We start from the raw sequence: 22,522 nt of genomic DNA on the forward strand, positions 1-22,522 counted from the left end.
GTCGCGCTACTTCCCAAACCGAGGTTTGTGCGAGCGTCTTCCACCTTCGTTGCCCCGGTCCCGCCGTCAGCGATTGCAAGCGCACCGTTGCTCCCTTTCTGCGCCAATTTCCCGATGCCGGGGATGGTTACGGCGGTGCCGTTGATGGTTACAGTGATGCTCTGATTTGCAGATGTGGTGGCGAATGTCTCCCACGCACCGATATTCTCGTCATACTCTTTGATGAGCTGCGACATCGCCTGCGCCAGGCCATCGACCGAGATATTGTCAGATACCAGAATGCCGTACTTCTGGCCGCTCAGCGCCGGGGAAGCAGCTGGCGCAACCGTCATCGACGTGGCGCTGTTCACGGATGAAATCTGGAACAGCTGCACAGGGTTAGACATCACGATAATTGTCTGGCCAGCGCGGACCTGACTGGCGGGTGCCATCCAGTTCATGCCGGTGCCGGTTGCAGTATTTCCGTTAATGGCGATGGTGCCGGTGTTATAAAGCATATTTTCTCCAGGCAATAAAAAACCCCGCCGAAGCGAGGTTGATTTGAATAGACAGATAATTCAGACGTACATATCAGGCAGAACCGGAAGGCTGAGCGGCGTTATCGTGTTATTACCGAAAATGGCATACTGCTCGCGACCAAGATATTTCCCGCCCTGAACTGAAGCGTTGCCGTTCTGTATTTTTATTCCGAACATCCGATACACGTACATGCCATTGACCATATGAACCATCAGCCCAAATCTCCCCAGCGGAACATAGCCGCTACCGATGCTCACGGTGCTTGTCGAAGGGCTCCAGAGTTGGTTCAGATATACGAATGGCCGTTTTGTGGTTGAAAACGTACAGGCACCGGCAGCATTGAAAATATTGAGGCCGGTACCAGGCTGCGGCGCTACGCCGCTGGCGAAGATAACGATGTCTATCGTGCCTGTTGCGGGGGCGTCATCATTCGTGGACGGAGGGCTGAAGAACCTGACCGTATTTCCGTCGAAGTCAATCGTATTGCCGCTGTTGCAGCGTCCAAAAACGATATATTTCGACTTGTCATAACCTGCTATCGTGGGAACCGCCCAACCCCCGGTCGGAACATTAACGGTACCCTTCCAGATACACTGACCTGACTGTGTGGCATTGGTTATCGAGGTGAAGTCTGTACTGTTGCTGATGAACAAGCCCACCCCACTTCGCTGACCTGTCGGGAATATCTGCCATAGGCTTCCCGGAAACGTGTAAGTGCTATCCCGTTCGCTGATGCGGTTGTCTTTCATCGTTGAGTTCTGCGTGACGCGGCTCCCCGATATGGTGACCGAGTTCATCTTATGAAGCAGCCCTGAATCAAGGTAAGCCGTAGCGTGCGGGATAAACAGCACCTGCGCCCCGGAAACATAACCGGCAATGTCCGCGTATTTTGCTTTCTGGTAGCCACTGTCAAAACTGGCCCCATACGACGGGCATCTCAGGCCCGCCGTTATCTCCATACGCTTTCCGCCGTCATTCAGTTCTATCAATAATCCTGTCGGCATTTTATGACCATGTCCCGAGTACGATCCGGCCACCTCCCGGTATATTGATGGTTACGCCATTACCATTGATAACCGTTGTGTTGCCGGAGCCATTGAAAGAAAAATTACCGTTTGTGGCGTAAATCGAGCCGCGAACGGTAACGTTGTTGAACGTCGCGTAGCCTGACTTGTTGATGTGCCAGCCAACGTTACCCGTGCCGTCCCAGGTTGTGGACTGGATGTAGCTGCCGATTTTGGTGTTGTCGATAGTCCCTTCACCAATCACAGTATTTCGGATAAAGGTTTGCCCGTTCTGAATAACGAACGGAAGCGTAACGGTCGCTCCGGCCTTGTGCGTTACCGCGAAGCGGTCAGCCAGGAAGATAACCTGTGACTGCATCCCGGATGGCGTATTTTCAACGCCGATCCCCATCCCCGCCGCGTAATACTGGCCGTTGCTGGATAACCCGACCTTGATGCTGTACATCGCCTTCAGGTCGCCGTTGACGTTGGCAATAGCCTGCGCGTTGGTGGTGATCGCAGAAGTGTGGCCATTAACGGTCGCCGTGATGCTGTTTACCTGCGTGGCCACAGCCTGCTGGTAATCCGAGAACGTCTGATTCAGGTTATTGATAGATGCTTTGTTGCCGTTAACGTCCGTCTGCAGGCTCAGCAGCGAGCGCGCCGTTGCTTGCTTCTCGTTAACGATAACCTCGTCAATACGGTCCAGCTGAGCGCTATTCCCCGCGACTGAAGCCGTCAACGATTTACGCGTGGCCACCTGAGCCAACCCGTTCTGGATAATGGCGATAGCTGAGTTCTTCACTCCACCCGTCATGCCGTCCATGGATACGCTGATGCTGTCGATTCGCTGGCCCAGGGCGGCATCTTCTGTTGCCACCGTTTTCTCAAGCTGGCTGAGTGAAGACGAAACATCCCCGACCGTGCTGGAAAGCTCATTAACGCTGGTCTGTACCTTCCCAATGTTCTGGGCATTTTTGGCGATATTCTTCGCCTGCAGCTCCAGTTCGTCGTTGGCCTGTTTTATGTCATCAACCATGCCAGCAATTTTTTCATTGCTGTCGACGGCATTCTCAACGACATCCTTCAGTAAACCTGTTTCCTCCATCTCCTTGAGAATGGAATCGGTGATATCAGATACGTCCGTGCTCGACTGACCAAATACCCACTCGGTCCAGTCGCTCTGATTGCCGAGGCGATCAACGAGCCTTGCCCGGTACCAGAACGATTTTCCGGCGAGCAGCCCCATTTGCTGGTAGGACGATGAGGGATAAGGCACGTCTGCCAGCAGTAACGGAGAATCACCGTTAGCCGTGGCGCTGTAGTGTATTTCTGTCTTCTGCGTGTCCTGCGCTCCGGATGGAAATCCCCAGGAAATGCCGATCCCAAACACCAAAGGCTGTGTAGTGAGATTCACGGGCATCGGCGGCTTTCCGACCTTACCCGTAAGCTCTGTCTCTGCTGACGTTGCCCAGAGGGATGCGATATCGAGCGCGTTAACCGCGCGGATTCGGACCACGTAGCGCCCGGAGTAAATTCCATCAACCTCAAAGCGCGTGTTGCCGGTGCGCGGAACGTTAATCCAGTCACCGTTGTTCTGACGCCACTGCGCCTCATAGGCAACGGCATTTTTGACGGTATCCCACGTAACAACCATCGTGGTGATACCTATCCCCTGTTCAACGCGGTAAACACTGGAGAGCGTGATATTTTCCGGCATTCCCTGACCGCGTGGCGGCACAACGCTGACGGGCCTGTCTTCAATCACCGCGCCGTCATCAACGCGCGGAAACTTGTTCGGATTGTAAGGCAGACCGTTAATGGTGACCGTGTTATCCGAATTAACCATAAGCCGCTTAACGCGGAACAGCTGAATGGCTAAATCAGGCTGGTCAAGCACCCAGGCTGATTCAGCATTTGGGGTAACGCTGTACGCTGTCTCAACGGTCACTGCGCGTCCGGAGACGCTTTTCACCTTCCTGCCTTCGGATTTGCCGGTGGGAAGGTTAACGATAAGCGTGTCCCCCGCTTTCGCAGTGGTAATACGGTCAAGCGTGACTTTCGTTCCGGAAGCTGCGGCTACGCGACCGCCGTTCTCACGACCGGACAGCGGGGCGTTACTGATGCCGATCACCTTGCCTATACGCGGGATGCGCCCTTCCATCCCTGTTTTAAACTCCACGCCATTGTCATCGCGGTTGGTTTCAATAGCGTAAAGCCCGTGCCGCTGCGCTTCTGATTCCCGCGTACACCCGATACGGGACAGCTCTATGGTGTTAAAGCCGAACCGGTTAGAGACTTCCGGCACCCAGGCGCTGGCCTGATCGTCCTGATAGCCATTGGCCGGATTGCTGTAGGTGACGATTGCTGACGAGTAGTTCGTCTTTTCCGATGTGCTGGAGAAGTTAAACGCGCCCACGATATTCGACTTGTTGAACACAAAGTCGGGGTCCAGCTCACGGGGCATATCGGCGTCAACGGACAGAAGATTGTTGGACCAGCTGATCATCCCCCGGAAGATGTTCGCCAAATCCATCAGCACGGTCCATGCATCGGTACGCTGGGAAATGTACAAATCGCAGAGGTACCGCGCCTCTTTCCCGCCTGCACCGTCCGAAACCTGCGCATCGCAGTACTGTGCAATCTGGTACAGGGTCCATTTATCGACTAAATCTGCGGTGATCCGTTTTCCCAGACCGTATCGTTTGTTCAGCACCAGATCGTAAAAAATCCAGGCGGGGTTGTTTGTCCATGCCCACTTAAAGGTTCCGTCCCAGGTGCCGCTGTAGGTGCGGGTAACAGGATCGTAGTTCGCTGGTACGCGAACGATTATCCCCTTCATTTCCACGGTGACGTTTGGCGTTCTGCCGTCAAACAGCTTCGAATCAAACTGGATGAACAGCAGCGACGTGTGCGGATAGCGCAGCTTGGCATCGACAATATCGGTCATTGATTCAATGCGCGAAGTATCCGCATGCCGCCCATCAGTGGTATTTTCCGTCAGGCGTCGGACGCGGATTTGCCAGCCGGATGTCGCTGCCGGCAGGTCAATTCGATAGCTCCGCTCATACCCGGCTGCGGCAATGCCGTCCGCCTCATCCGTGCCGTATTCAACGTAGGAACCGCCATCGGTTGAAATATCGATAGCGAACGCTATCCGGTAGCCATCCTTCCCGCCGCTGTCACGCAGTTTATAAACCCCGTTCGGAAATTTAAGCCGCAGGCGCACTGCAGAAAGCTGGGTGTTGTTAATGGATTTAACCCACGGCGTCCCGTATTTCAGCTCCGTTCCGACGCTGATTTCATTCTCTACTGCCGGGAAGCCAGCAATATAATCCTGATCCACGGTGCCGCTGCGCCACTCCCACGTCACGCCAGGAAAATTTTCATTGCCAGCATCATCAAGCAGTGGTGTGCCATCGAGATAAATATCTTTACCGGTAAAGTCTCCTGCAGCTTCCCCCTCGGTCAGCGCCAGCAGAATTTTCATGTACGCTACGGAGGCGATCTCGGTCCCCCGATTGCCGCCTTTATCACCGCCGCCACCGCCCCCTTTCGAACCCCTGATTACTGCCATATGCAAACTCCGGGCAAAAAAAATCCCGCCTGAGCGGGAAAATTAAACATGTCGCGAGATAAGCGTTATTGCTGTTCTTCTGCATAGATGCCGCCGCTGATAAGAACACCGGCAACAAGACGCTTACCGAAGAGAAGATTGACGCCATTTCCCGCTGCAGACTGGTTGATTGGGGAGCCAAACGAATAGCTTTTCCGGGTGTCTCCGGAGTCCATCGTCATGCCCTGTGTGCCGCTGGGCGTGAGCATCTGGACAACGCCCCCAAGCGCCATTGCCGCCCCCATTTTGTAGAGGAACGGCGAGGCCACTGCAGCTGGCGTAAAGCTCAGCGCAAAACCCACCGCTACAAGCACCGCACCGAATATGGTCTGGAACACCCCTGCCTTTTTACTGCCGATAATGACCGGCGCAATCCTGATAACGTCATGCACACCGTTCAGGCGCAGCTCTTCTGCAGGCACGTTGCGGGAGCCGTTAAACACGCTGTAGGTCACGCCGCGTCCTTCACTCGTATCGAGCCAGCGCTCAAAGCCGGGGAGCATGATACAAAGCGCCCTGATAGCCTCCCGCACCGAAGAAACGGAAAGGCGGTGCTCACGTCCAAATAAAGTGCCGAGCTTGCCATAGAGCCGCACAAGCACGATTTTCTCAACTGTGTTCATCGCCATTCTGGTACCTCAGTGTCAATATTGTTCTCTCGCGCCACATGCCGCCGTAGGGAACGACTTCGCTCAGTTTGCCGTACATGTGGTGCAGCATTTTCCCGTCGCCCAGATAGATGCCTGCATGGTTGATTTCTTCTGCCTTGTACTGCATCAGGATCACATCCCCTACCTGCAGCTCGTCGGCGTGAGAATAAAATCCCGCTTCGGCATAGTGTTTTACGTAAAGGTTTTCGCCGCGCGTCCACCAGTTGTCGTCACGGTGAAAATCAGACAATTCGATGCCCCGCTCCTGCTGATACCAGTCCCGGATGAGCCCGTAGCAATCCCAGCTGCCATGTATAAAGGGCCGCTTGAGGATCGGTGGTGTATCTGCCGGTGTGGTCACCGTGTACTCACCGCCTGGCCACGACATAATCACCCAGGGCAATCCGGAGTCGTGGCACGACTTCAGATCGTCGGAGGAAGCGTGCGGCCCCGCATCCGGATGTGAATGAACGATGGCCAGCACCTCCCCCATATCCTCAGCATCAGCCCAGGCCTGCGCAGATATCATGAAGTGCTCTCTGGGATTTTCGTGTGAATTACTGCAGGGGATGTACCGGCGCTGGCGTGTGGCACGAATAATCAGGCCACAGCATTCATGGGGATAGGCTGCAGCAGCGTGTTTTTCAATGGCGGTAATAAGTCGCTGGCTCAGCATGATTAAATCCTCGTGATCGCAATTGCCGGAAAACCGCCAAACGGCAGCTGCTCATCTTCCCCCCAGCGCAGCTTGCAGCCTGCGACCGTTCCGGAGCAGACATCATCTGCAGGGTTATCAACCGGGTTGCCGAACTTATCGAAATACTTCGTGCCGGTGTAACCGCAGTCCGCACCCCGATACTGGCCCTGCAGGCACCAGGCGCAGCGGCTGGTCATTTGCCTGGCCGGAACCTTCTGCCCTGTCACGTCAACAGGCGAGCTCAGCTTGAACTGGACGTCCGTTTCGTTATCTGCCGTTTTGCTGTCGATGTAAAACACCTCCAGCTGCTCGGCAGTCGGATCGGCCTGTGAGTTCCCGTCCGGGAAATTACTGGCATCGAGGTAATGCGCATACGTTCGGTGGATGGTGACCTTTGCCTGCTTCATATCCTGAAAAAGGTGGCACAGCGCGGAGATCGAACCGTCCAGATTCCCAACGGATAATTTTGGTGACACAGGCGTTCCGTCACCGTTGGCTTCAATATCCTCAATCTGGCATGGCCAGAGATCGTATCTGATGCCCTGCCAGTAAATCGGCTTACCTGGGAGCTTCGATTCATCATCACCGGCAGCGAGAACTTCTTCTTCCGTGTGCGCTACTGCGTGGTTGTGGAAATAGAGAACATCGGCACCGAAGGCGGTGCCGTCAACTTCGAACAGGGTGATCTGATTGCCGGGCTCGAGTTTTTGATCGTCAGCAGTAATGCTCATAGCTTCCTCACGTACAGGACACTACACCAATAAAAAACCCCGTAATCCGGGGTTTCATATGAATGGATAAATAATTAATTGGTTAGGTTTGCACTATTGGCTCGGCCCGATATGCCGTTGAGAAAGTGACTGATATAGTCATTCGTGCAAAATCAAGAGCCGTGACCTTCAGTTGCGTTGCGCGGTAGAGACCAAGTTCACCCAACGGGTTGGTCCATTTGAATGCTTTGACTTCGCCATGCTCACGCAAAAACTTGAGCACCGGCTTCATATCCTCATTCATACCGGTGAACGTTAATGGCCATGACTGCGTCTCCGGGTTAATGCCATCTCCGGTTACTGCCTCATAGCCATCGCCGTATTGTACGCTGCTGGTTCGGTACTTAAAGTCTCCCTCAGGGCCATTACGCGGAGACCAGGTAAACGTCTGCAATGCCATCAGGCCGTCCTCATTTTGGTGTCAATCATGCCTCCGTTGGCCAGTTCGCGATCAAGCGTTTCAATAACAAACTGCTTAATTCGGGCTTTGGTCTCGCTGGTCAGAAGCTCCTGACTTTTTGAGGAAGGTTCCTGACTCGCGCCGCCCTGCTGAATGACCTGCAGCGGAATAGTTAAAGAGAAATGGAGGTTGCCCTGGCCAGCAGAGGGCTGCGAATACGAGTCTCCGGATGGTTTTGCCACGCCGCCACCGACCAGCCCACCTTCGGCGTAGCCATTGCCGTAGGTAAGCTGATTCAGGAAACTGAGCATGCCAGGCTTCTTGACCACAGATTGCGGAACCACCCATTCGCCACGGTGAACCACACCGGCGACGTCATGCTTGCCGCCGTCGCCGGTATAACCCCCGTCAGCCCAACCGAACCAGCTGCTCACACCCAGCGCTGAAGCACCGGATTTGATAGCGTTCAGCATCAGCATCTTCGTGATCATCTTGCCAATATCGTCGATAACAGATACGGCCAGCGATTTGAACTCTCCCTTTCCCTTCGACGCAACATTCCAGAGGGCAGTACCCATGCCATCCATCGCGTTTATGGCGATGTCGCGAACCTGGGTGAACTGGTTTTCAGCGTTAACTCGCCAGTCCGTCAGCCCTTTTTTCATCCCGTCAAACGATAACCCTTCTACCTGCTTTTTCCGCTCTGCACCGCTACGGACAATTTCCAGCTGCTTCTGCTCTTCATCCCTCAGCACCTCAGTTTGTTTTCGGTACAGTTCGGAACTGTGATCGGAAATCGTTTTATCCTGCTCTTCCCGGAGCTTTGCAAAACGCTCCCGTACCTGCTGCTCTGCTACCATCTGGTCATACGCTGCTGAGCTCATGGTCATCTGGGAAATACCGTTTGCATATTCCTGCTGCAGCTGCAGCGTTGAGCGGTAAAGCTCCTGGTTCTGCTCCTGAATCTGAAGGCCTAGTTTGCGCTGCTGGTTGGCTTTATCCAGGCTGGCGTTAATCTCCAGCTGGTGACGCAGCTCCGTTTCCTGCGCCAGAATGCTGCGCTGGCCAGCGGTCAGGATACGCTTCTCCTTGAGGTCAGCGATTTCCTGGTTGAACTGCGCCAGTTTCTTTTCCGACTGCGTCAGCGTCTCGGTCTGTTCGTTCTGGGACCGCAGCGCGGCCTCTTCCTGGCGAAGCTGATTCAGGCGCGTGGTCGCAGCATCGTCGCTGTACGCCTTCTCGCGGGATTTTTTCTGCTCGGCATACATTTTGTCGATGCCGCGCATTGCCTGCGTGTATTCAGCCGTTCCTTTGGTGAAATTGGCATTAACAAGCGCAACGGCATCGGCCCGCTCTTTTTCACGCGATGTCCCGGCTTTTAGCAGCCCTGAAAGCGTGTTTTCGTCCTTCAGACGCTTCGAAATTTCTTCACGCTGCTTTTTCTGTGCCTGATATTGCTTTTCCGCCTCTTCACGCTGCTTGATTGCCGGGTCAGGAGTGGTATCGAGATCAACACCTGCACCCGCAGCCATCGCTTGCGCGGTGGCGATGTGCGCGTCTCCCATCGTTTTGAACGCATCTGCGACAAAATCTTTCAGCGATTTCCACGCGCTTTTCAGCCCACCTACGTTCGATTCCTGCTCCTTGAGTTTGGTATCAAGGTCATTCATCGCCGCCTGCTGCAGCAGCGCCGTTGCTTCAGAGGTTTTCCCCTGGCGCTCGAGCGTGACTATCTGGTCTATCATGCTGCCGTTGAGCAAAATTCCCTGGTCGGTCAGCTTTTGAAGCGCCTGCAGCGGATCGCCTTTCAGGCTCGACAGCAGCGACACGAGATCGTCGGAGCTCTGCCCGATTTCCTCCATTCGCGTGCCAAGGCTGGCGACCTGCTCCAGCATATTACCGCCGAAACCCGCCGACACGGATGCCGTAACCGCCTTTACGGCGCGATCTGAATCACCGAGGCTGGAGGTCAGGTTCTGCAGATACATCACCGACATAACGGACTGCTGTCCGGATTTCTGTAACGCCTGCGTATACCCCTTAATGACCGCTTCGCTGTTGGAGTAGGCCGAGTAAATCGCGGTCACCGCACCGGCGACGGCAATAACGGCCAGCCCGACAGGACCGCCGACCATCGCCATTGCTCCACGCAGCAGGCCTGCACTGGCTGCAGCAGCTCGCTGGCCAAGAGATAACTCCTGGCTGGCCACGGCGAGCTGGCGCGTTGAGGTGGCCAGCTGCTGCTTCCCGGCAGACTCGGCGATATCAGCCGCCAGCACCGTTTTCGTCGCTTCTGCAAGGCTACCCTTCGCCTTCGCTTCAGCAAGATTCGCCTCCTGAATGGTTCTGGCATTTTTAACGTGCTCGGCCTCATAGCTGACTGCAAGCCCGTACTGCTTGTTCACCTCGGCCTGTTTGGCAAAATGCTCATCGAGCGCAAAAGCGCGCTCGCGGTCGGCACGGGCGGCTTCAATGGTCTTAACTGCGATGTTCTGCTTCTCGATAGCTTCAGCACGCAGCTGCCTGGCGTTCTCTATCGAGCCCTGCGCGGCGCTTACCTGCGCCTGGGTAAACTCAATCTGGGCCTGCCGCTGGGATTTCAGGCCCGTAATGCTGTTATCCAGCGCGGTGCTCATACCCTCGCTGAGGGCTGAAACCAGCGCCGTCGTGATAGAACTTCCGGCAACCGTGCTGCCAGCTGAAATGTTGGCCAGCAGACCGCGCATTTCATCCAGTCCGGTCAGGCGCTTGTCGACCGTTTTGCCAAGCTTGTTAAAGTCGGCGTCCAGCCCGGTAATCCCCTTTCCCAGCCCTTCAAACGACTGCCGGGTTTTCTGATTGTCCGTCTGGACTTTCCTGTTAAATTGCTGGGCGCTGCTGTCCGCCGTTCGCATAGCATCAGCAAACTGTGATTTAAAGCTGGCGGAGTTGAGATGCAGCGCGACAGCCAACGACGCAACGTCAGCAGCCATGTCCTAATATCCTGAAGCAGTCAGCGAACTGCTGGTCGCTTTCAGATTGCGCAGCAGTCACCGGAGGAGAATGCACCGGCGCTGACGTTTCGGCCTCCGTTCTCAGGAGATCGAAATAGGCCTGCCAGTGGGTCAGTATGTTCGCCGGAAGTTCGGCTATTTTGCGGGGGTCCGGCTCGTCCCATCGGTCTGCCAGCATGAACAGCAGCCTGAGATGGGACGAGTCGGTTAGTTTTTTGTGGCTTCCTCCAGCGTGCCGTAAGAATGGCGCTGAACGAGCGTGACCGCCTCGAGAAGATCGGCGTTCGCGTGGGCGGCCATCAGCTGGTCTGCAGTGGGCAGTTCGCTGGCTTTTGGCTTGCTGCCGTCTTCATTGACCAGCGCCGCCAGAAACAGGTTTACCCCCATCGCGGACAGCTCTCGCGACGGAAGCCTGGACTGGCGTCCGGCTTCAACTTTGTCGTTATAGTCATCCAGCTCGGCGCTGGTCAGGCGGCGAAGATACACCTTCTGGCCGAGGAGCGTTTTTTCAACGGTGGTATTCAGTGGGTTGATAAGGGATTTGTAGTTCATGTTTTTTATCCTGTTTCATCAGTAAAAAGCCCCGCGACCGGCGCGGGGAAATAGAAGGTTACTCGCCGCCACCGGCTGGCTGCTCAACGGACCATTTAACGCTGTTCTGCTTGCCGTAGACCTCAACCTGCAGCACTTTGCCTTTCGGCGTGTCAACGGCCTGCAGGCTCCAGCCAGCCAGCACCAGTTCGACTTCTGAAATGCGCTTGTTGGGGAACTTCATGAAGAAGACCACCGTTTTTTTCGCATCGGCGTCGCTCAGCAGCGCTTCCTGCACGGTATCGGATGGATCGTCAATGAAGACGAGCGTTTTATCTTCGCCCTCGCCCATGTCGGCCATGTATTTCGGCTCTGTGTCGATGAGCCGCGTCACTTCGAGGAAAGTGCCTTTTTTCCCCGTTGCCCCAATCCCCATCGCGCTCTGCAGAAGCGCGGCGGTGGTAATGGTTGCGCCCTTCTGACCGTAGCGAACCTCGGTACCCGCAGGGAGTACCGCGTACTCTGACGGGGATTTGATTTCTTGATCTGCCATTTACTCTCTCCTGATTGCTAACGCCCTTCGAGCCCCAGCCGGATTTCTGCGGCCAGCACTTTAAGGATTTTTTGAACGTTGTAGTCCATCGCCGGACGAATGAAGGGGGCGGCAACCTGTTTGACGGTACCGAACTCCTGCGCCAGCGCTTTCATGTGGTGAATTTTGCTGGGACCGACGCGCAGCGTAACGATGGTGTTATAGCGCGAGGTCTCTGCCACGTTGGTGCTGCGAATTTTGATGGAGTCGCGCATGTGCGGCCCGATGCTTTCCTCATCAAAACCGGCGTGCTGCCGCATGTCCTGCTCGACAACAGCAAGCGCGGCGCGTCCGGCATCGCGCAGGAGTTTCACCCCCACTTTTTTGTCGATGCTTTCCAGCAGCCGGTCAAACTCCTTCCCGGTGGGGAATTTAATGTCCATCTGCATGGCATTTACTCCGGAACGGTGAAGATGAAGTCGCGAACCAGCCGGTACTGGATGCGGTTGTTGGGAAACGTGGTTTTCCCCTGCTGTATGCCTCCGCGCTCAACGTACTGGACGGGCTGACCTTCCAGCTGGCCATGAACAATTTCCTTCCATTCAGCCCAGAGCGCACCGTCGAACTGAAGCAGCGACGTGTACCGGTCGACAACATAAAGCGAAATCTGTATCCGGACCTCGGACAGCCCGGTCCGCCTCAGTCCGTCACCGACCTGCGGGTCGGAAATACGCTGGAACGTCGCGCCTTCCTGCACCGTATCCGGAAGCAGCATCGGGTACGTATCCAGCCCGGTAATCCGCTCGACGGCGGTTTTAATTGCTGACTCGATCATGGCGTGAATCCGCCTCTCCGGTGATGATTATCCGATCCGTCAGGCGCTCGACGTTGCGAACGGTATATACCCGGTCCGCTGTCGATACCTTCCAGTCCACGTCAACCTTGCGCGGGTACAGCGTGAAGAGGCACGTTTCGACGACCTGCTGCTGGTCCAGCGTCCGGACCTTCCGCCCGGAGACCAGCTCCTTTTTGGACCAGGCCTTTCCGGCGCTCACCTCACGGGCCGGAAGCGTCTCGCCGAGCTCCCCGCGTTCTGTTTCCATATAGCTAAGTGTTATCCGGCAGTTCAGCTCGCCGGGGCGCAGGGGGTCACTCATACGGTATGCTCCGTTAGCGGGAACAGCAGGTACTCAACGCCCAAATCGGACGGCGAACCTTCTGCCGTGCCGGTGGGATTCAGATACCACTGCGAGACCATCATCTTCGCGGCCAGCTTGATATCTTCATCAATGATGTAACCCGTCTCACCGTCAGGCAGTGCGTCAAGCTGCGCCTGGTTCTCTACCAGCCTGCAGTAGTAGCTGCGCTCGATGCTGCGCTGAGCCGCGTCAATCAGGCTGGTCAGCAGGCTGTCGTGCTCATCAAAATCCAGCTCGAGGCGCAGCTGGGTTTTGGCTTCAGCCAATGTCAGTATCATGCGCGTCATCGTCCTTATTCGGTTGAAGGGCGAGTTCTGCATCTTTTGCCCAGACGGCGATATTTCGGTCCACCATGTCCTGAGCGACGACGCTGTCAAAGCAGGCCACATCGCCACGGCTGTAGCGGCTGAACGGACCAAGGAACGTCACCGCGACGCGCCCGTTTTGTACCGAAGCGACTTTTCCAGTCAGTTTTGACATACGTTCCTCTGGGGTTTCGTCCTGTTTCGCATCATCACCTGATTCCGTATCGTCGCCGTCCGGACCGGGTTCGGTACCATCACCGGCATCGCCTGCAGAACCGGTGTTAACGTCTGGTGCCGGTGCCGAAGTATCAGCCGCCGCTGCGGTCGTTACTGCAGGCTCAGCGTTGGTGTCGGTGGCGGTATCGTCTTTCTGAGTGTTTTTGATTTTAGGAGCCATGATGTTCACCTGTAAAAAAGCCCGCACGGGGCGGGCTGTTAATCACGATTGTCGGAATATTACCAGGTAACGCCGGTACCCAGCGCCAGGCCTTCAATATGGCGGAAGCCGATATCGTGCTCCATAATGACGCGGATCAGGGACTGGTTACGCGCGAACGCGGAAACGGTGTTCCCGTCTGCATCGATGTAGGTCGCCTCGCGGGAGAAATCGACCACCATTGCGCCGTCTTCGCCAATCAGGACATCGTTGAAGTCAGCAAAGTAAATCTCAGACTCCTTGCCGCCCGTGCCCAGGTTCGCCGGAATAGCCGAGGTGCGCTCAATCGGATAGCCTTTCAGGTTACCCACTGCCATTTCCGGATACACCTTGTTGCCGTTCCCGTCGCGCAGGCCGAACAGCTTCATGTAGGTGCGGTTGGACATACCCCAGCCGCACTTCAACATGTTGCTGTTACCGTCCATCGCCATGAGGATCAGCGCATCAAGGTAGGTATCGATGGTCTGCAGGTTCACTTCTTCGTCCGCCACCCATGGGAGCGTGCGGCTACCAGCTGTAGCTACCGCTTTCATCCCTTTCGGGGTGTCGTTGGTGCCGTCGTCACGGAGAAACGCCTTATCTTCGCGGGTGGAGATGCCGCTGATGATATCGCCCAGCACCAGCTGCTCGACGTTGAATCCGGCGCGACCAATCAGCTGGTTGGAAAGCGGCACCATGGTGATCAGCGTTTTGGCGTTCAGTTTGACGTCATCAAAGGTCGCACCGCTCGCCTTCACATCCTTGCCTTCACCGACATAGCTTGCCGTTGAGCCGCTGGCCAGTCGCGGGATCGCCAGGTTACCGTTCGGCAGCGGGATGCTTCGCGCCCCGAGCTTACGCACGATGGTGCGGTCGCGCAGGAGCTCAATCACCTCGTTCTGCATGTTCTGCGGAACGAGCGCGCCGCCTGAATTGGCTGCGGTCGTGATAGCCATCGACAGCCCCTGATCGTTCAGGTCTTCCGCAGCGAACGAAGCGGCCTGCTGCAGATCGCCCTTACCCGCCGCGATGGCCATCACCATGCGGGTCATGCCAGCGCCTTTGTACTGAGCCGGTTCGGCTTTCACCTGCACCGCCGGTGCGTTACGACCGTTTTGCGCAGCCTTCACCGGAATTGCCGTGGTGGCAGCGAGGCGTTCTGCCGCTTCCAGACGCTCAATGGACGCCGAAAGCTCATCAAACTGAGCCTGCAGGTCAGTGAATTGCTCCAGCTGCTCCGCGCTCAGCGTGCCGCCGTTCATTTCAATCTGTGCCAGGGCCTGAACCTGAGTGTTAATACCCGCACGCTGGCGACGCAGTTCTTCGATTTTGTTCATCGTTTTTCTCTCTTTTAAGCATAAAAAAAAGCAGCCATCTGGCTGCTTACGGTGACGCTTCGCGTCGGGTTACATACGGGCCTGCTGATCCATAACAGCAGCACGTAACTGGATACTGGATTGCTGGGGCGAGGGTTTGTATTTCGCGGCAATCGCGTTGATGGCTGACTGAGGATCGGACATCTCATCTGCCAGCCCTGCCGCTATGGCGTTCTGCCCGAAATACAGCGCGGCCTGGGTGCCGATAACGGCGTCGATATCTATGCCGCGATACTGCGCGACGGAGGACGTGAACGTCTGGTATGCGCCGTCGATCATCGCCTGTATCTGGGACGTGGCCAGCTCCGTCAGCGGTTCATGTGGAGAGCCGTTGTTCTTGTTATCGCCGCGCGAGAACGTGGTAAATTTCAGCCCCACGCTCTCCTCCCATTTCGATGCTTCCATGTGCTCCAGGATGACCCCGATGGAGCCCACGCCACTGGTTTCGCTGACGATAATTTTGCTGCAGGCCGACGCGATAAAGTACGCCGCAGAGAACGCGCTGAAGTTCACGATGGCCGTAATGGGCTTCACGCTGCGCGACTGATAAATGTAGTCAGCCAGCTCCTTACAGCCCGATACCGCGCCGCCGCCCGAGTTAATATCGAGCACGATTTCTTTAATGCCCGGGTCGTTCAGAAGGGAAGCCAGCTTGCCGCGAATACGCTCGTAACTGTTCAGCTCCGTACACATATTCACGATCTGTCCACGCCGGGGGACCAGAATGCCGTGGACAGGAATAACGCCCACGCCGCCGCCGCTTTGCTGAGGTTCATTCGTTTCCTGTGACTCATCCGGCCCCAGGGCCATTTCCAGCGGGGCCACATTCATGCCCTGCAGGCGGGGAACCAGGATCGACTTCACCGAGTCCATGATTTGCCGCGTGGCGTAGTGAGGCACCCCGAACACCTGGTCAGCCAGGTGCGGCAGGTTGATTAATTTCGACATTGTGTATACCTGTGAGAGCCTGATAATCAGGTTTTATGCAGTTCGCTGCAGGATTGCGCTGATTTCGCTTATCTGCGCGGGGGTGGCTTTATCCAGCCCGTGAACGGTGCTGGTATCGACCATATTCAGCGGCGTCAGATACTTGTCGCCGCCCTCTACCGGGGCCATGTTCTCCATGCGCCGGATATCGTTTACCGACAGCCAGCCCCACTGGCGGCCCAGCGCGTAGGACTCGTAACGCGATTTCTGATCGCCGCGTAGTAGCGACGAGACGTTGAACTCGATGTAAAAGTCGCGACGCTCGCTGGGTAACAACAAATCGCGCATCATCGCCGCTTCATGGCGCTTCAGCCAGGCCAGCAGCGTGTACATCACGTACTGAAGCCCCTGGTGCTCGATGTTGTTGTTGGTCGATTTGTCGAGAAGTTGAATCATGTGCGGCGGGATTTTGTAAAGCCGACACACCTCGTTTACCGTCCACTGGCGCGACTGCAGCAGCTGCGCTTTTTCGTTGTCCTGCGACAGCTGCTTATAGCTCATGCCCTCCTGCAGCAACGCCACGCTGAAGGCGTTTCGCACACCGGAATACCGGTCCGTCCATTTGGCCAGAAGCTTGTCAATTGACGCCTGGCTCTTGATGGCTCCCGCCTCTTTGGGGCGCTCAATCACACCGGACATCGTGGTGCCACGGGCGAACACCTGCGCGGCGTGCTGCTCAACAGCCATGCCCAGCCCTAGAACGTCCGCGTTCGTCTGAATCGGTGAGGTGCCGATGTACCCGTCGAGCGAGAAATACTTGATGTGGTGCATCATGCGCATCGGCACCGTTTCACCCAGCTCAGGCAGCTCGTAATACGGCATCCCGTCCGGCCCTTTCAGGACGATGACCTTTTTGGGGTTAATCGGTATCAGTTCAGCGATATCGCCGTTGCCGTGCCGGTCAATCAGGGAATAGCTGTTCCCCTCAAGCCCCAGCACGCCCTGCTGCTGTTCGTAATACTCAAAGCTGGTGTCCTTTCTGTTCGGCTGGGAGTGGATTACATCGTACAGGGGATGATCCGTTGCCCTGCGCCGACCGCCTTTTTCGTCGCGCTGATAAAGCTCGACGGGCAGCTGGGCGATGGATTCGGCAAGGAGCGTTACGCAGGCGCGTATGGCCCCAATCCCCATTGCCGTTTCCGGCGTAACCAGCATGCCCGATGAGCTCTTGCTGGCGCTGACGCTCCCGAGAACCGTTGTCCAGTTACTCCCTCCCGGACGCGACCTGCCCCGGAAGAACTGAGGAATGAACATCAGTTACCCCCTGGAGAATCATTCGCAGGCGCAGCGGCTCTGGCAGCAAAATAGGATGCCAGAAGGCAAAACACGCCTGCAGCAATAACGCCTGCAGGCGGAAACACCATCCACGCGCCAAACGAGATAAGCGCCGCGCCGAACAGGCCGATCATAAAAGTAATAATTGCCGTTAACATGCGACGTCTTCCTCATCATAAACGGATTGATTGCTGGCCCGACCGTTCAGCATTGCGCGGCCGATAGCCATAAACAGCGCTGTCGCGCCGTCGATTTTTGACTGCTTGTCGCCCTTCGTCGGCCGGACGATATCGTCGCTTCCGGGGACATTTTTTCCGATAACGTTGCTGATACACCATGACAGGACCGGGTTCCCGTCATGGTGGAAACGACCGCCAGCGAGCGCCGCTTCCAGCTCCTTCATCGGCGGCGACATGTTGGTGTAGTCCTGCCGGATAGAAATGGGCTCAAACCCGTGGTCCTGCAGCTCGTGGCTGAGTGCCGTGGCCCCGCTGGGGTCGATGGGGATTTCGCTGACGCGGACCTTATCAATTTCCTGAAGGTCGATAATGCTGGCCAGGATTTCGCGATAGTCCGCTTCTGCCCCATCTGTCGCTTCAAGCGCCCCCATTTCGACGAACTTCACATACCGGTCTGCAGTTTTGGCAATTTTCGGGTCCGTGCTCCGGACCGTGTCCTCCGGTACCCAAAATTTCGGCCTGATGCAGTAGTAATGTTTCTTACCCTCAATTTCGCGGACGAAAACGCCAACACCCGCGTTAAGATCAAGACGCTGGGCGAGGTCCAGACCGAGGTAATAATCCTCTCCTGCAAAGTCCTCGTAGCGCAGGGATTTATCGGCGGCGGCATGCCATTGCATCATGTTGTAGAACGCGGCTTTACCGGATACCCAGATATTCAGACGCTTCGTTTTAAAGGCGTTGACCTTGCGCGGAACCTGTTTAGCGACCTCCATCTCCGCCAGCAGATCGTCATACGATATCGACACGTTGAGGTTAGGGTTCGCTTTAATGAAGTTGGTCGGGTCGGTCCAGTCGTCCCCTTCATCGAGCTCGTAAACCAGGCCAAACAGGCGGTCGTTAGGCACATGCCCGTTGAGCATCTCCTTGACCTGCTTATCCTTGTCGTAGCATGGCGATTCCAGCGACGTACCCGCCGTGGTGATGATAAGCGTCAGCGGCTGCGAACGTGCGCCCATGCCCAGCGTCATGGCTTCATACATGTGATCCGTATCGTGCTCATGATATTCATCAATGATCGCGCAGTGAGGGCTGTCACCGTCGCCAGGCTTCCCGGCGATGGGCGCGAACAGCGAACCGTCAGGGCGGGTCAGGCTGTCAACCCAGACCGAAATATTGAATTTTGAACGGAGCGACGGAAGGCGGTCTGCCATCTGCCTGGCTGGGGTGAAGACCTTTTTCGCCTGCGCCATCGTGGTGGCCCCGCAGTACACTTCCGCGCTGTTTTCGCCGTCAGCGCAGAACATGTACGTGCCTATGCCTGCCGCGAAAAACGATTTCCCGTTCTTCCTGGCCACCCGGATATACGCTTCGCGAAATCGGCGCTTTTTGGTCTTTTTCGTAACCCAGCCGAAAATTGAGCTGAATGCAAACGCCTGCCAGGGTTCCAGCTTCAGTTTTTGACCGGCTAAATCACCGCTGGAATGCGGTAAAAGCTGAACGAAACGGCAGGCACGTTCCGCCAGTTCACGGTCGAACCGGTAGGGATAATCCTTATCGAGAGAAATTTTCAGATCATTAAAATGGCGCTGGCATGCCAGCTGGATGCTCTTGCAGGTGAGTATTTTCCCGTTCAGCACATCCCGCGCATACTGGTTCGCCATATTGACGCTCGGGTACGCGGCCATAATAAGTCCCTAAGAATTGGGAACATCGTCCCAATCAAAATTCGTCAAATTCATTGCCGGATTTACTTTCTTCGCCCGGTGCGCGTTTTCTGGCTCTGCTGTTGGGATCAAGTTTCAGAACTACGCTAAGACGGATAAGCTGTGAGATATACTTATCCCGCGCCTTTACTGCAGCTCCCATTTTCTGCCCACCGGCAGCAGTTTCATCCCCAATCCCATCAGCTTTTATTTCCTGGTTCGCGTCGTAAAGGAGCTGCACCGTATTGCAATATTCCATCAGCAGATAGCAGTCCTCCATTTCAAACGAACCACGATTAATCAGAATTTTACAGGTTCGTTTCCAGGCATCGATCGCCATCTCACCCAGCAGTTCATCCGGCGGTGAAACTGCACGAGTCAGAGAACTGACCTGCGTTCCGGTCTTCTTCGGCTTACGGCCTCCACCCGGCGATCTCACTCCGGTACTCATAGCGAAACACCTCAAAAATCATCAAAAAAAAATTCTTATTTCTCACGCGCAAAAAACTACCGGGAGCGGCAGTCCTTAAAAGCGAAAGGGGTTAAGGATTTGATCCCCCCCTCCCCATGCGCTGACCGGCCGAGTTTCACCGGAGACGCTCCCTTGCAGTCTTGGCTCGATGGCATGGCCAACACAATGCCTCCAGATTGAAATCATCGTCCGTTCCTCCGTGAGCCTTGGCAAGGATATGGTCGACGGTATTTGCACGTGTTGCGATGCCAGCGCGTCGACACTCCTGGCATATATGTTTATCTCGCAGAAGGATACGTGCACGCCTGACTTCCCAGGGACGCCCATAACCACGCTCTTGTCGGCTTTTACCGTTCTGATAGTTGCGCCATCCTTCACTGGCATGTTTTTGATGGAGATCACAGTAGCCAAATGAATCATTCACTACCGCTGAGCACCCCATATGGCGACAAGGTCTTTTAATACGAGGGGGCATAGCTAATTGTCTTAATATTGATGAGTTTGAGCATTAACCTCACTCCATTATAAATGTTGTCATTCATGCTTAATAACCCCCCCACTTAATTACATTGGCGAGTTATAAGAACCATGATGACTTGCAATCCCAACTTATAAAAATGAGATCAAGCTAATAATTATACATTATAAAGCCCACATATTAACCACATCCAACATGAACTGAATTTTATTAAGTTCGCCCCCACAAATTAAGGGTTTAAGTTGGTAGTTTCATGGTTCATTCATCTAACTCGCACCTTCCTTCGCTAGCACCCTACTATTAATTGGAGGTAATAAATACCAGCTAATTCATTTATTATACTTTGCTTAAATCTTTTAAGGTATATACATATGACAACTAATCAGCAACTCAGCACCTTCGCAATTACATCACAGAAAAAACCGCATCATCCAAGTGACAACAAAACATGCATGGTGCTAATGATTGCCTTTATTTTCAGCATTCCCTACGCCGCCGCGCTTAATGCTGCGCTGTTGGAAGAAAATAATTTAAAAGTTTCTTTAGCGTGGATTGGTATAGCCTTCGCTGTCATATGGATTGGATACGACTTGAGTAAGCTAAAAGAAAAAACTAAGTTCCATGTGATTTTTACAATCGCCGCCAAAGCTATACCTGCGATTTTGGCTTTAATTGGACTTAAGTTTTCCTAACCTCATTATTTTTTTATTTAAAAACAATGAATTAAACAATCCACTACTGAGTTACCCCCTTATGAGGTTCGCACTATGGTATCTAAGCAACGTTAAAAACTGATCGAGCTGGTCCTTGTAGGCGGAATCAGCATTGCCCGGTACGCGACGCGCCCCCCCCCACGCGAGTTATCACACGTTTAAGAAGCTGGCGCCGGGGGAATGGTTTAACTCGGTTTCAGTTTCCCGCTATATCGAACTCTATGAGCACGAGATACTGGCGAAGCTGAATCCGGAACAGACCTGGAATGAGCTGCATCTGTTGGCAAGATGTGAGCCTGTACTGCTGTGCTGGGAGCCGCCGGGAGAGTTTTGCCATCGACAGTTGGTCGCGCGGTGGTTCAGAAAGGAGTTGGGAATTGCTGTTGATGAGTACAATCCCCACGCCACACCGCAGTTGGATATGTTCTAAAGCAAAGCCGGGAAAACCCGGCTTACTTCTTGTTAATTGGCTTGGTGACTATATTAGCGCAGTGCGTATGAATTTCATGATAGGAAATCTCGCCATCCACATATCGAATATGATTGTCATTGATGAAAAGCCAAGATTCCGTCACATGCTTATTGTCCACCAACGAACCCTCCAGGCTAAACCAAGCAAAAGCGGCTTCAGCCAATAAATCAGTCAGCTCATCAATCTTCGCTGGATTATCCCTTGTGGTTCCCGGAGGGCTCAAATGGCTTGGAAGCGCAACCAGGCAATAGGCGTATTTGGCGACGGCTGATTTAAAATTTACCTTCGCCTTAAACTGCTCCTGTTTTTTCCATTCTTTCATCGCGCAAAACGCAATACCTACGGTTGCAGCTGTAAATATTGCAGATATTGCAGCCCAAATTGTTGCCCACGGCCAAGCGTAGATTGTTTGCCACATGAAAACCTCCTTGAGTTAAGTAGATTATTCTACCCTGGTAAACGCATAAACTGGGGATTGCTGTTGATGAATACGATCCCCGTGCTACACCGCAGATGGATATGTTCTGAAGCAGAGCCGGGGAAACCCGGCTTTCACTTAAAGACGAATCTTATCTTCAGAATGCTGTCACACGCATTATGCAGAACAGTGCTACCGTCCTCTCCTTTAAGAAAAGATGAATGATGCGAGTAAATATTATTCCAGTGAGCCAGAACATCGATCTCCTTATCAAGCAAACCTTCGCAATAAAGAAAAGTATTACGGCATTGATTAAATTTTGAAATCAAACTCATCCTTAAGTCGTAATAATCGGCGTATGCCTTCTCATCACTTAAGTCATCAGGAAGAAGGAGTAAGGCGTAAAGGTAATCTGCAATAGCTTGTTTAAAAGCCATCTTAGCCTTCAACTCATCTTGTTTTTTCCAACGTAACAGTGCCAACCCAGCAACAATAACTGCCAATAATGTAAAAATTGCCGAAATCGATGCCCAGATGTTTGCCCAACTTGCTCCCAAAATCGCCTGCAACATAAAGCCTCCATGATTTAAGGAGGTTATTCTACCCTGGTAGGTATCTAACTTCCGATAGCGAGCATCCCATCAAAGTTGATTTTTTCGGATATTAAGCGCTGCCTCGAGTGCTAAGCGAGTGAAGCATGTCTGATGAGTAAGGCATTATCGCAGGTACTCAAGGAATGCCTGCTGTAATGCTCTCGGCTCTTTTCTCAACATAGCCCCTTGCTATGCACCAGACGCTCTCTCAGGATCACCAGC

At 54.4% G+C, this 22,522-nt stretch carries 26 protein-coding genes and 1 pseudogene; 2 read left to right on the forward strand and 25 right to left on the reverse strand.

Annotated features, from left to right (window positions below; genetic code table 11):
- The 23 genes and pseudogenes from ACOTX7_RS20505 to ACOTX7_RS20615 all read right to left on the reverse strand — a co-directional run.
- A pseudogene (locus ACOTX7_RS20505) lies at positions 1–497 on the reverse strand (tail fiber protein); the annotation flags it as partial.
- A 60-nt stretch (positions 498–557) separates the two neighbouring features.
- On the reverse strand, positions 558–1,523 hold the full coding sequence (locus tag ACOTX7_RS20510; protein ID WP_126313436.1) for a DUF6453 family protein: 966 nt from the start codon (positions 1,521–1,523) through the stop codon (positions 558–560).
- 1 nt (position 1,524) lies between these two features.
- The gene (locus tag ACOTX7_RS20515) at positions 1,525–5,100 is read right to left on the reverse strand and encodes a host specificity protein J (protein ID WP_126542417.1); all 3,576 of its coding nucleotides are present in this window, start codon (positions 5,098–5,100) and stop codon (positions 1,525–1,527) included.
- A 65-nt stretch (positions 5,101–5,165) separates the two neighbouring features.
- Positions 5,166–5,768, reverse strand: a complete 603-nt coding sequence (locus ACOTX7_RS20520; protein WP_126313438.1) for a tail assembly protein — start codon at positions 5,766–5,768, stop codon at positions 5,166–5,168.
- Positions 5,749–6,465 carry a C40 family peptidase gene (locus ACOTX7_RS20525; RefSeq protein ID WP_126313439.1) on the reverse strand — a complete coding sequence of 239 codons (717 nt, stop codon included), beginning with the start codon at positions 6,463–6,465 and terminating at the stop codon, positions 5,749–5,751. The genes ACOTX7_RS20520 and ACOTX7_RS20525 overlap by 20 nt, the downstream gene beginning before the upstream one ends.
- Positions 6,466–6,467: 2 nt before the next feature.
- Positions 6,468–7,217 (reverse strand): phage minor tail protein L, encoded by a 750-nt coding sequence (locus ACOTX7_RS20530; RefSeq protein ID WP_126313440.1) that lies wholly within the window; start codon positions 7,215–7,217, stop codon positions 6,468–6,470.
- An 82-nt stretch (positions 7,218–7,299) separates the two neighbouring features.
- Entirely contained in the window at positions 7,300–7,656 is a 357-nt protein-coding gene (locus tag ACOTX7_RS20535) for a phage tail protein (RefSeq protein ID WP_126313441.1), read from the reverse strand.
- On the reverse strand, positions 7,656–10,628 hold the full coding sequence (locus ACOTX7_RS20540; protein WP_421626150.1) for a phage tail tape measure C-terminal domain-containing protein: 2,973 nt from the start codon (positions 10,626–10,628) through the stop codon (positions 7,656–7,658). The genes ACOTX7_RS20535 and ACOTX7_RS20540 overlap by 1 nt, the downstream gene beginning before the upstream one ends.
- Positions 10,618–10,827, reverse strand: a complete 210-nt coding sequence (locus tag ACOTX7_RS20545) for a hypothetical protein (RefSeq protein ID WP_050861122.1) — start codon at positions 10,825–10,827, stop codon at positions 10,618–10,620. Before ACOTX7_RS20545 ends, ACOTX7_RS20540 begins: the two co-directional genes overlap by 11 nt.
- 29 nt (positions 10,828–10,856) lie before the next feature.
- Positions 10,857–11,201, reverse strand: coding sequence for a phage tail protein (locus ACOTX7_RS20550; protein WP_126313443.1), 345 nt, complete (start codon positions 11,199–11,201; stop codon positions 10,857–10,859).
- 58 nt (positions 11,202–11,259) lie between these two features.
- On the reverse strand, positions 11,260–11,733 hold the full coding sequence (locus tag ACOTX7_RS20555; protein WP_126313444.1) for a phage tail protein: 474 nt from the start codon (positions 11,731–11,733) through the stop codon (positions 11,260–11,262).
- A gap of 17 nt (positions 11,734–11,750) precedes the next feature.
- Positions 11,751–12,161, reverse strand: a complete 411-nt coding sequence (locus ACOTX7_RS20560) for an HK97-gp10 family putative phage morphogenesis protein (protein WP_010433124.1) — start codon at positions 12,159–12,161, stop codon at positions 11,751–11,753.
- A 5-nt stretch (positions 12,162–12,166) separates the two neighbouring features.
- Positions 12,167–12,547 (reverse strand): hypothetical protein, encoded by a 381-nt coding sequence (locus ACOTX7_RS20565; RefSeq protein WP_126313445.1) that lies wholly within the window; start codon positions 12,545–12,547, stop codon positions 12,167–12,169.
- Positions 12,528–12,869, reverse strand: a complete 342-nt coding sequence (locus ACOTX7_RS20570; RefSeq protein ID WP_044865532.1) for a phage head completion protein — start codon at positions 12,867–12,869, stop codon at positions 12,528–12,530. Before ACOTX7_RS20570 ends, ACOTX7_RS20565 begins: the two co-directional genes overlap by 20 nt.
- Entirely contained in the window at positions 12,866–13,189 is a 324-nt protein-coding gene (locus tag ACOTX7_RS20575; protein ID WP_126313446.1) for a head-tail connector protein, read from the reverse strand. Before ACOTX7_RS20575 ends, ACOTX7_RS20570 begins: the two co-directional genes overlap by 4 nt.
- Positions 13,170–13,613 carry a hypothetical protein gene (locus tag ACOTX7_RS20580; RefSeq protein ID WP_228041936.1) on the reverse strand — a complete coding sequence of 148 codons (444 nt, stop codon included), beginning with the start codon at positions 13,611–13,613 and terminating at the stop codon, positions 13,170–13,172. The genes ACOTX7_RS20575 and ACOTX7_RS20580 overlap by 20 nt, the downstream gene beginning before the upstream one ends.
- Positions 13,614–13,672: 59 nt before the next feature.
- Entirely contained in the window at positions 13,673–14,968 is a 1,296-nt protein-coding gene (locus ACOTX7_RS20585) for a phage major capsid protein (protein ID WP_058648156.1), read from the reverse strand.
- Positions 14,969–15,037: 69 nt separating this feature from the next.
- Positions 15,038–15,955, reverse strand: coding sequence for a S49 family peptidase (locus ACOTX7_RS20590; RefSeq protein ID WP_126313448.1), 918 nt, complete (start codon positions 15,953–15,955; stop codon positions 15,038–15,040).
- A 33-nt stretch (positions 15,956–15,988) separates the two neighbouring features.
- On the reverse strand, positions 15,989–17,248 hold the full coding sequence (locus tag ACOTX7_RS20595) for a phage portal protein (protein WP_050861117.1): 1,260 nt from the start codon (positions 17,246–17,248) through the stop codon (positions 15,989–15,991).
- Entirely contained in the window at positions 17,248–17,427 is a 180-nt protein-coding gene (locus ACOTX7_RS20600) for a hypothetical protein (protein WP_010433111.1), read from the reverse strand. Before ACOTX7_RS20600 ends, ACOTX7_RS20595 begins: the two co-directional genes overlap by 1 nt.
- On the reverse strand, positions 17,421–19,136 hold the full coding sequence (locus ACOTX7_RS20605; RefSeq protein WP_221813652.1) for a terminase large subunit: 1,716 nt from the start codon (positions 19,134–19,136) through the stop codon (positions 17,421–17,423). Before ACOTX7_RS20605 ends, ACOTX7_RS20600 begins: the two co-directional genes overlap by 7 nt.
- A 34-nt stretch (positions 19,137–19,170) precedes the next feature.
- Positions 19,171–19,605 (reverse strand): P27 family phage terminase small subunit, encoded by a 435-nt coding sequence (locus tag ACOTX7_RS20610; protein ID WP_029485139.1) that lies wholly within the window; start codon positions 19,603–19,605, stop codon positions 19,171–19,173.
- Positions 19,606–19,741: 136 nt separating this feature from the next.
- Positions 19,742–20,101 (reverse strand): HNH endonuclease, encoded by a 360-nt coding sequence (locus ACOTX7_RS20615; protein ID WP_045351068.1) that lies wholly within the window; start codon positions 20,099–20,101, stop codon positions 19,742–19,744.
- 374 nt (positions 20,102–20,475) lie between these two features.
- Here ACOTX7_RS20615 and ACOTX7_RS20620 point away from each other — a divergent pair, with 374 nt between their 5' ends.
- Positions 20,476–20,796 carry a hypothetical protein gene (locus ACOTX7_RS20620; protein ID WP_045351067.1) on the forward strand — a complete coding sequence of 107 codons (321 nt, stop codon included), beginning with the start codon at positions 20,476–20,478 and terminating at the stop codon, positions 20,794–20,796.
- A 133-nt stretch (positions 20,797–20,929) separates the two neighbouring features.
- Entirely contained in the window at positions 20,930–21,247 is a 318-nt protein-coding gene (locus ACOTX7_RS20625) for a hypothetical protein (RefSeq protein WP_132013141.1), read from the forward strand.
- Positions 21,248–21,269: 22 nt separating this feature from the next.
- Here the strand turns inward: ACOTX7_RS20625 and ACOTX7_RS20630 are convergent, their stop codons facing one another.
- Both ACOTX7_RS20630 and ACOTX7_RS20635 read right to left on the reverse strand, forming a co-directional pair.
- On the reverse strand, positions 21,270–21,707 hold the full coding sequence (locus tag ACOTX7_RS20630) for a hypothetical protein (RefSeq protein WP_052686676.1): 438 nt from the start codon (positions 21,705–21,707) through the stop codon (positions 21,270–21,272).
- Positions 21,708–21,841: 134 nt separating this feature from the next.
- Positions 21,842–22,279, reverse strand: a complete 438-nt coding sequence (locus ACOTX7_RS20635; protein ID WP_045351066.1) for a hypothetical protein — start codon at positions 22,277–22,279, stop codon at positions 21,842–21,844.
- Positions 22,280–22,522: the final 243 nt, after the last annotated feature.

Origin of the sequence: Enterobacter cloacae complex sp. IR5418, assembly GCF_049238105.1 — a bacterium.
GTDB classification, from domain to species: domain Bacteria; phylum Pseudomonadota; class Gammaproteobacteria; order Enterobacterales; family Enterobacteriaceae; genus Enterobacter; species Enterobacter hormaechei.

Bases quoted from the DNA above. Each gene is read 5' to 3' on its own strand.
- ACOTX7_RS20510 (WP_126313436.1), bottom strand. From the start codon at position 1,523: ATGCCGACAGGATTATTGATAGAACTGAATGACGGCGGAAAGCGTATG.
- ACOTX7_RS20515 (WP_126542417.1), bottom strand. From the start codon at position 5,100: ATGGCAGTAATCAGGGGTTCGAAAGGGGGCGGTGGCGGCGGTGATAAA.
- ACOTX7_RS20520 (WP_126313438.1), bottom strand. From the start codon at position 5,768: ATGGCGATGAACACAGTTGAGAAAATCGTGCTTGTGCGGCTCTATGGC.
- ACOTX7_RS20525 (WP_126313439.1), bottom strand. From the start codon at position 6,465: ATGCTGAGCCAGCGACTTATTACCGCCATTGAAAAACACGCTGCTGCA.
- ACOTX7_RS20530 (WP_126313440.1), bottom strand. From the start codon at position 7,217: ATGAGCATTACTGCTGACGATCAAAAACTCGAGCCCGGCAATCAGATC.
- ACOTX7_RS20535 (WP_126313441.1), bottom strand. From the start codon at position 7,656: ATGGCATTGCAGACGTTTACCTGGTCTCCGCGTAATGGCCCTGAGGGA.
- ACOTX7_RS20540 (WP_421626150.1), bottom strand. From the start codon at position 10,628: ATGGCTGCTGACGTTGCGTCGTTGGCTGTCGCGCTGCATCTCAACTCC.
- ACOTX7_RS20545 (WP_050861122.1), bottom strand. From the start codon at position 10,827: ATGCTGGCAGACCGATGGGACGAGCCGGACCCCCGCAAAATAGCCGAA.
- ACOTX7_RS20550 (WP_126313443.1), bottom strand. From the start codon at position 11,201: ATGAACTACAAATCCCTTATCAACCCACTGAATACCACCGTTGAAAAA.
- ACOTX7_RS20555 (WP_126313444.1), bottom strand. From the start codon at position 11,733: ATGGCAGATCAAGAAATCAAATCCCCGTCAGAGTACGCGGTACTCCCT.
- ACOTX7_RS20560 (WP_010433124.1), bottom strand. From the start codon at position 12,161: ATGCAGATGGACATTAAATTCCCCACCGGGAAGGAGTTTGACCGGCTG.
- ACOTX7_RS20565 (WP_126313445.1), bottom strand. From the start codon at position 12,547: ATGATCGAGTCAGCAATTAAAACCGCCGTCGAGCGGATTACCGGGCTG.
- ACOTX7_RS20570 (WP_044865532.1), bottom strand. From the start codon at position 12,869: ATGAGTGACCCCCTGCGCCCCGGCGAGCTGAACTGCCGGATAACACTT.
- ACOTX7_RS20575 (WP_126313446.1), bottom strand. From the start codon at position 13,189: ATGATACTGACATTGGCTGAAGCCAAAACCCAGCTGCGCCTCGAGCTG.
- ACOTX7_RS20580 (WP_228041936.1), bottom strand. From the start codon at position 13,613: ATGGCTCCTAAAATCAAAAACACTCAGAAAGACGATACCGCCACCGAC.
- ACOTX7_RS20585 (WP_058648156.1), bottom strand. From the start codon at position 14,968: ATGAACAAAATCGAAGAACTGCGTCGCCAGCGTGCGGGTATTAACACT.
- ACOTX7_RS20590 (WP_126313448.1), bottom strand. From the start codon at position 15,955: ATGTCGAAATTAATCAACCTGCCGCACCTGGCTGACCAGGTGTTCGGG.
- ACOTX7_RS20595 (WP_050861117.1), bottom strand. From the start codon at position 17,248: ATGTTCATTCCTCAGTTCTTCCGGGGCAGGTCGCGTCCGGGAGGGAGT.
- ACOTX7_RS20600 (WP_010433111.1), bottom strand. From the start codon at position 17,427: ATGTTAACGGCAATTATTACTTTTATGATCGGCCTGTTCGGCGCGGCG.
- ACOTX7_RS20605 (WP_221813652.1), bottom strand. From the start codon at position 19,136: ATGGCCGCGTACCCGAGCGTCAATATGGCGAACCAGTATGCGCGGGAT.
- ACOTX7_RS20610 (WP_029485139.1), bottom strand. From the start codon at position 19,605: ATGAGTACCGGAGTGAGATCGCCGGGTGGAGGCCGTAAGCCGAAGAAG.
- ACOTX7_RS20615 (WP_045351068.1), bottom strand. From the start codon at position 20,101: ATGCCCCCTCGTATTAAAAGACCTTGTCGCCATATGGGGTGCTCAGCG.
- ACOTX7_RS20620 (WP_045351067.1), top strand. From the start codon at position 20,476: ATGACAACTAATCAGCAACTCAGCACCTTCGCAATTACATCACAGAAA.
- ACOTX7_RS20630 (WP_052686676.1), bottom strand. From the start codon at position 21,707: ATGTGGCAAACAATCTACGCTTGGCCGTGGGCAACAATTTGGGCTGCA.
- ACOTX7_RS20635 (WP_045351066.1), bottom strand. From the start codon at position 22,279: ATGTTGCAGGCGATTTTGGGAGCAAGTTGGGCAAACATCTGGGCATCG.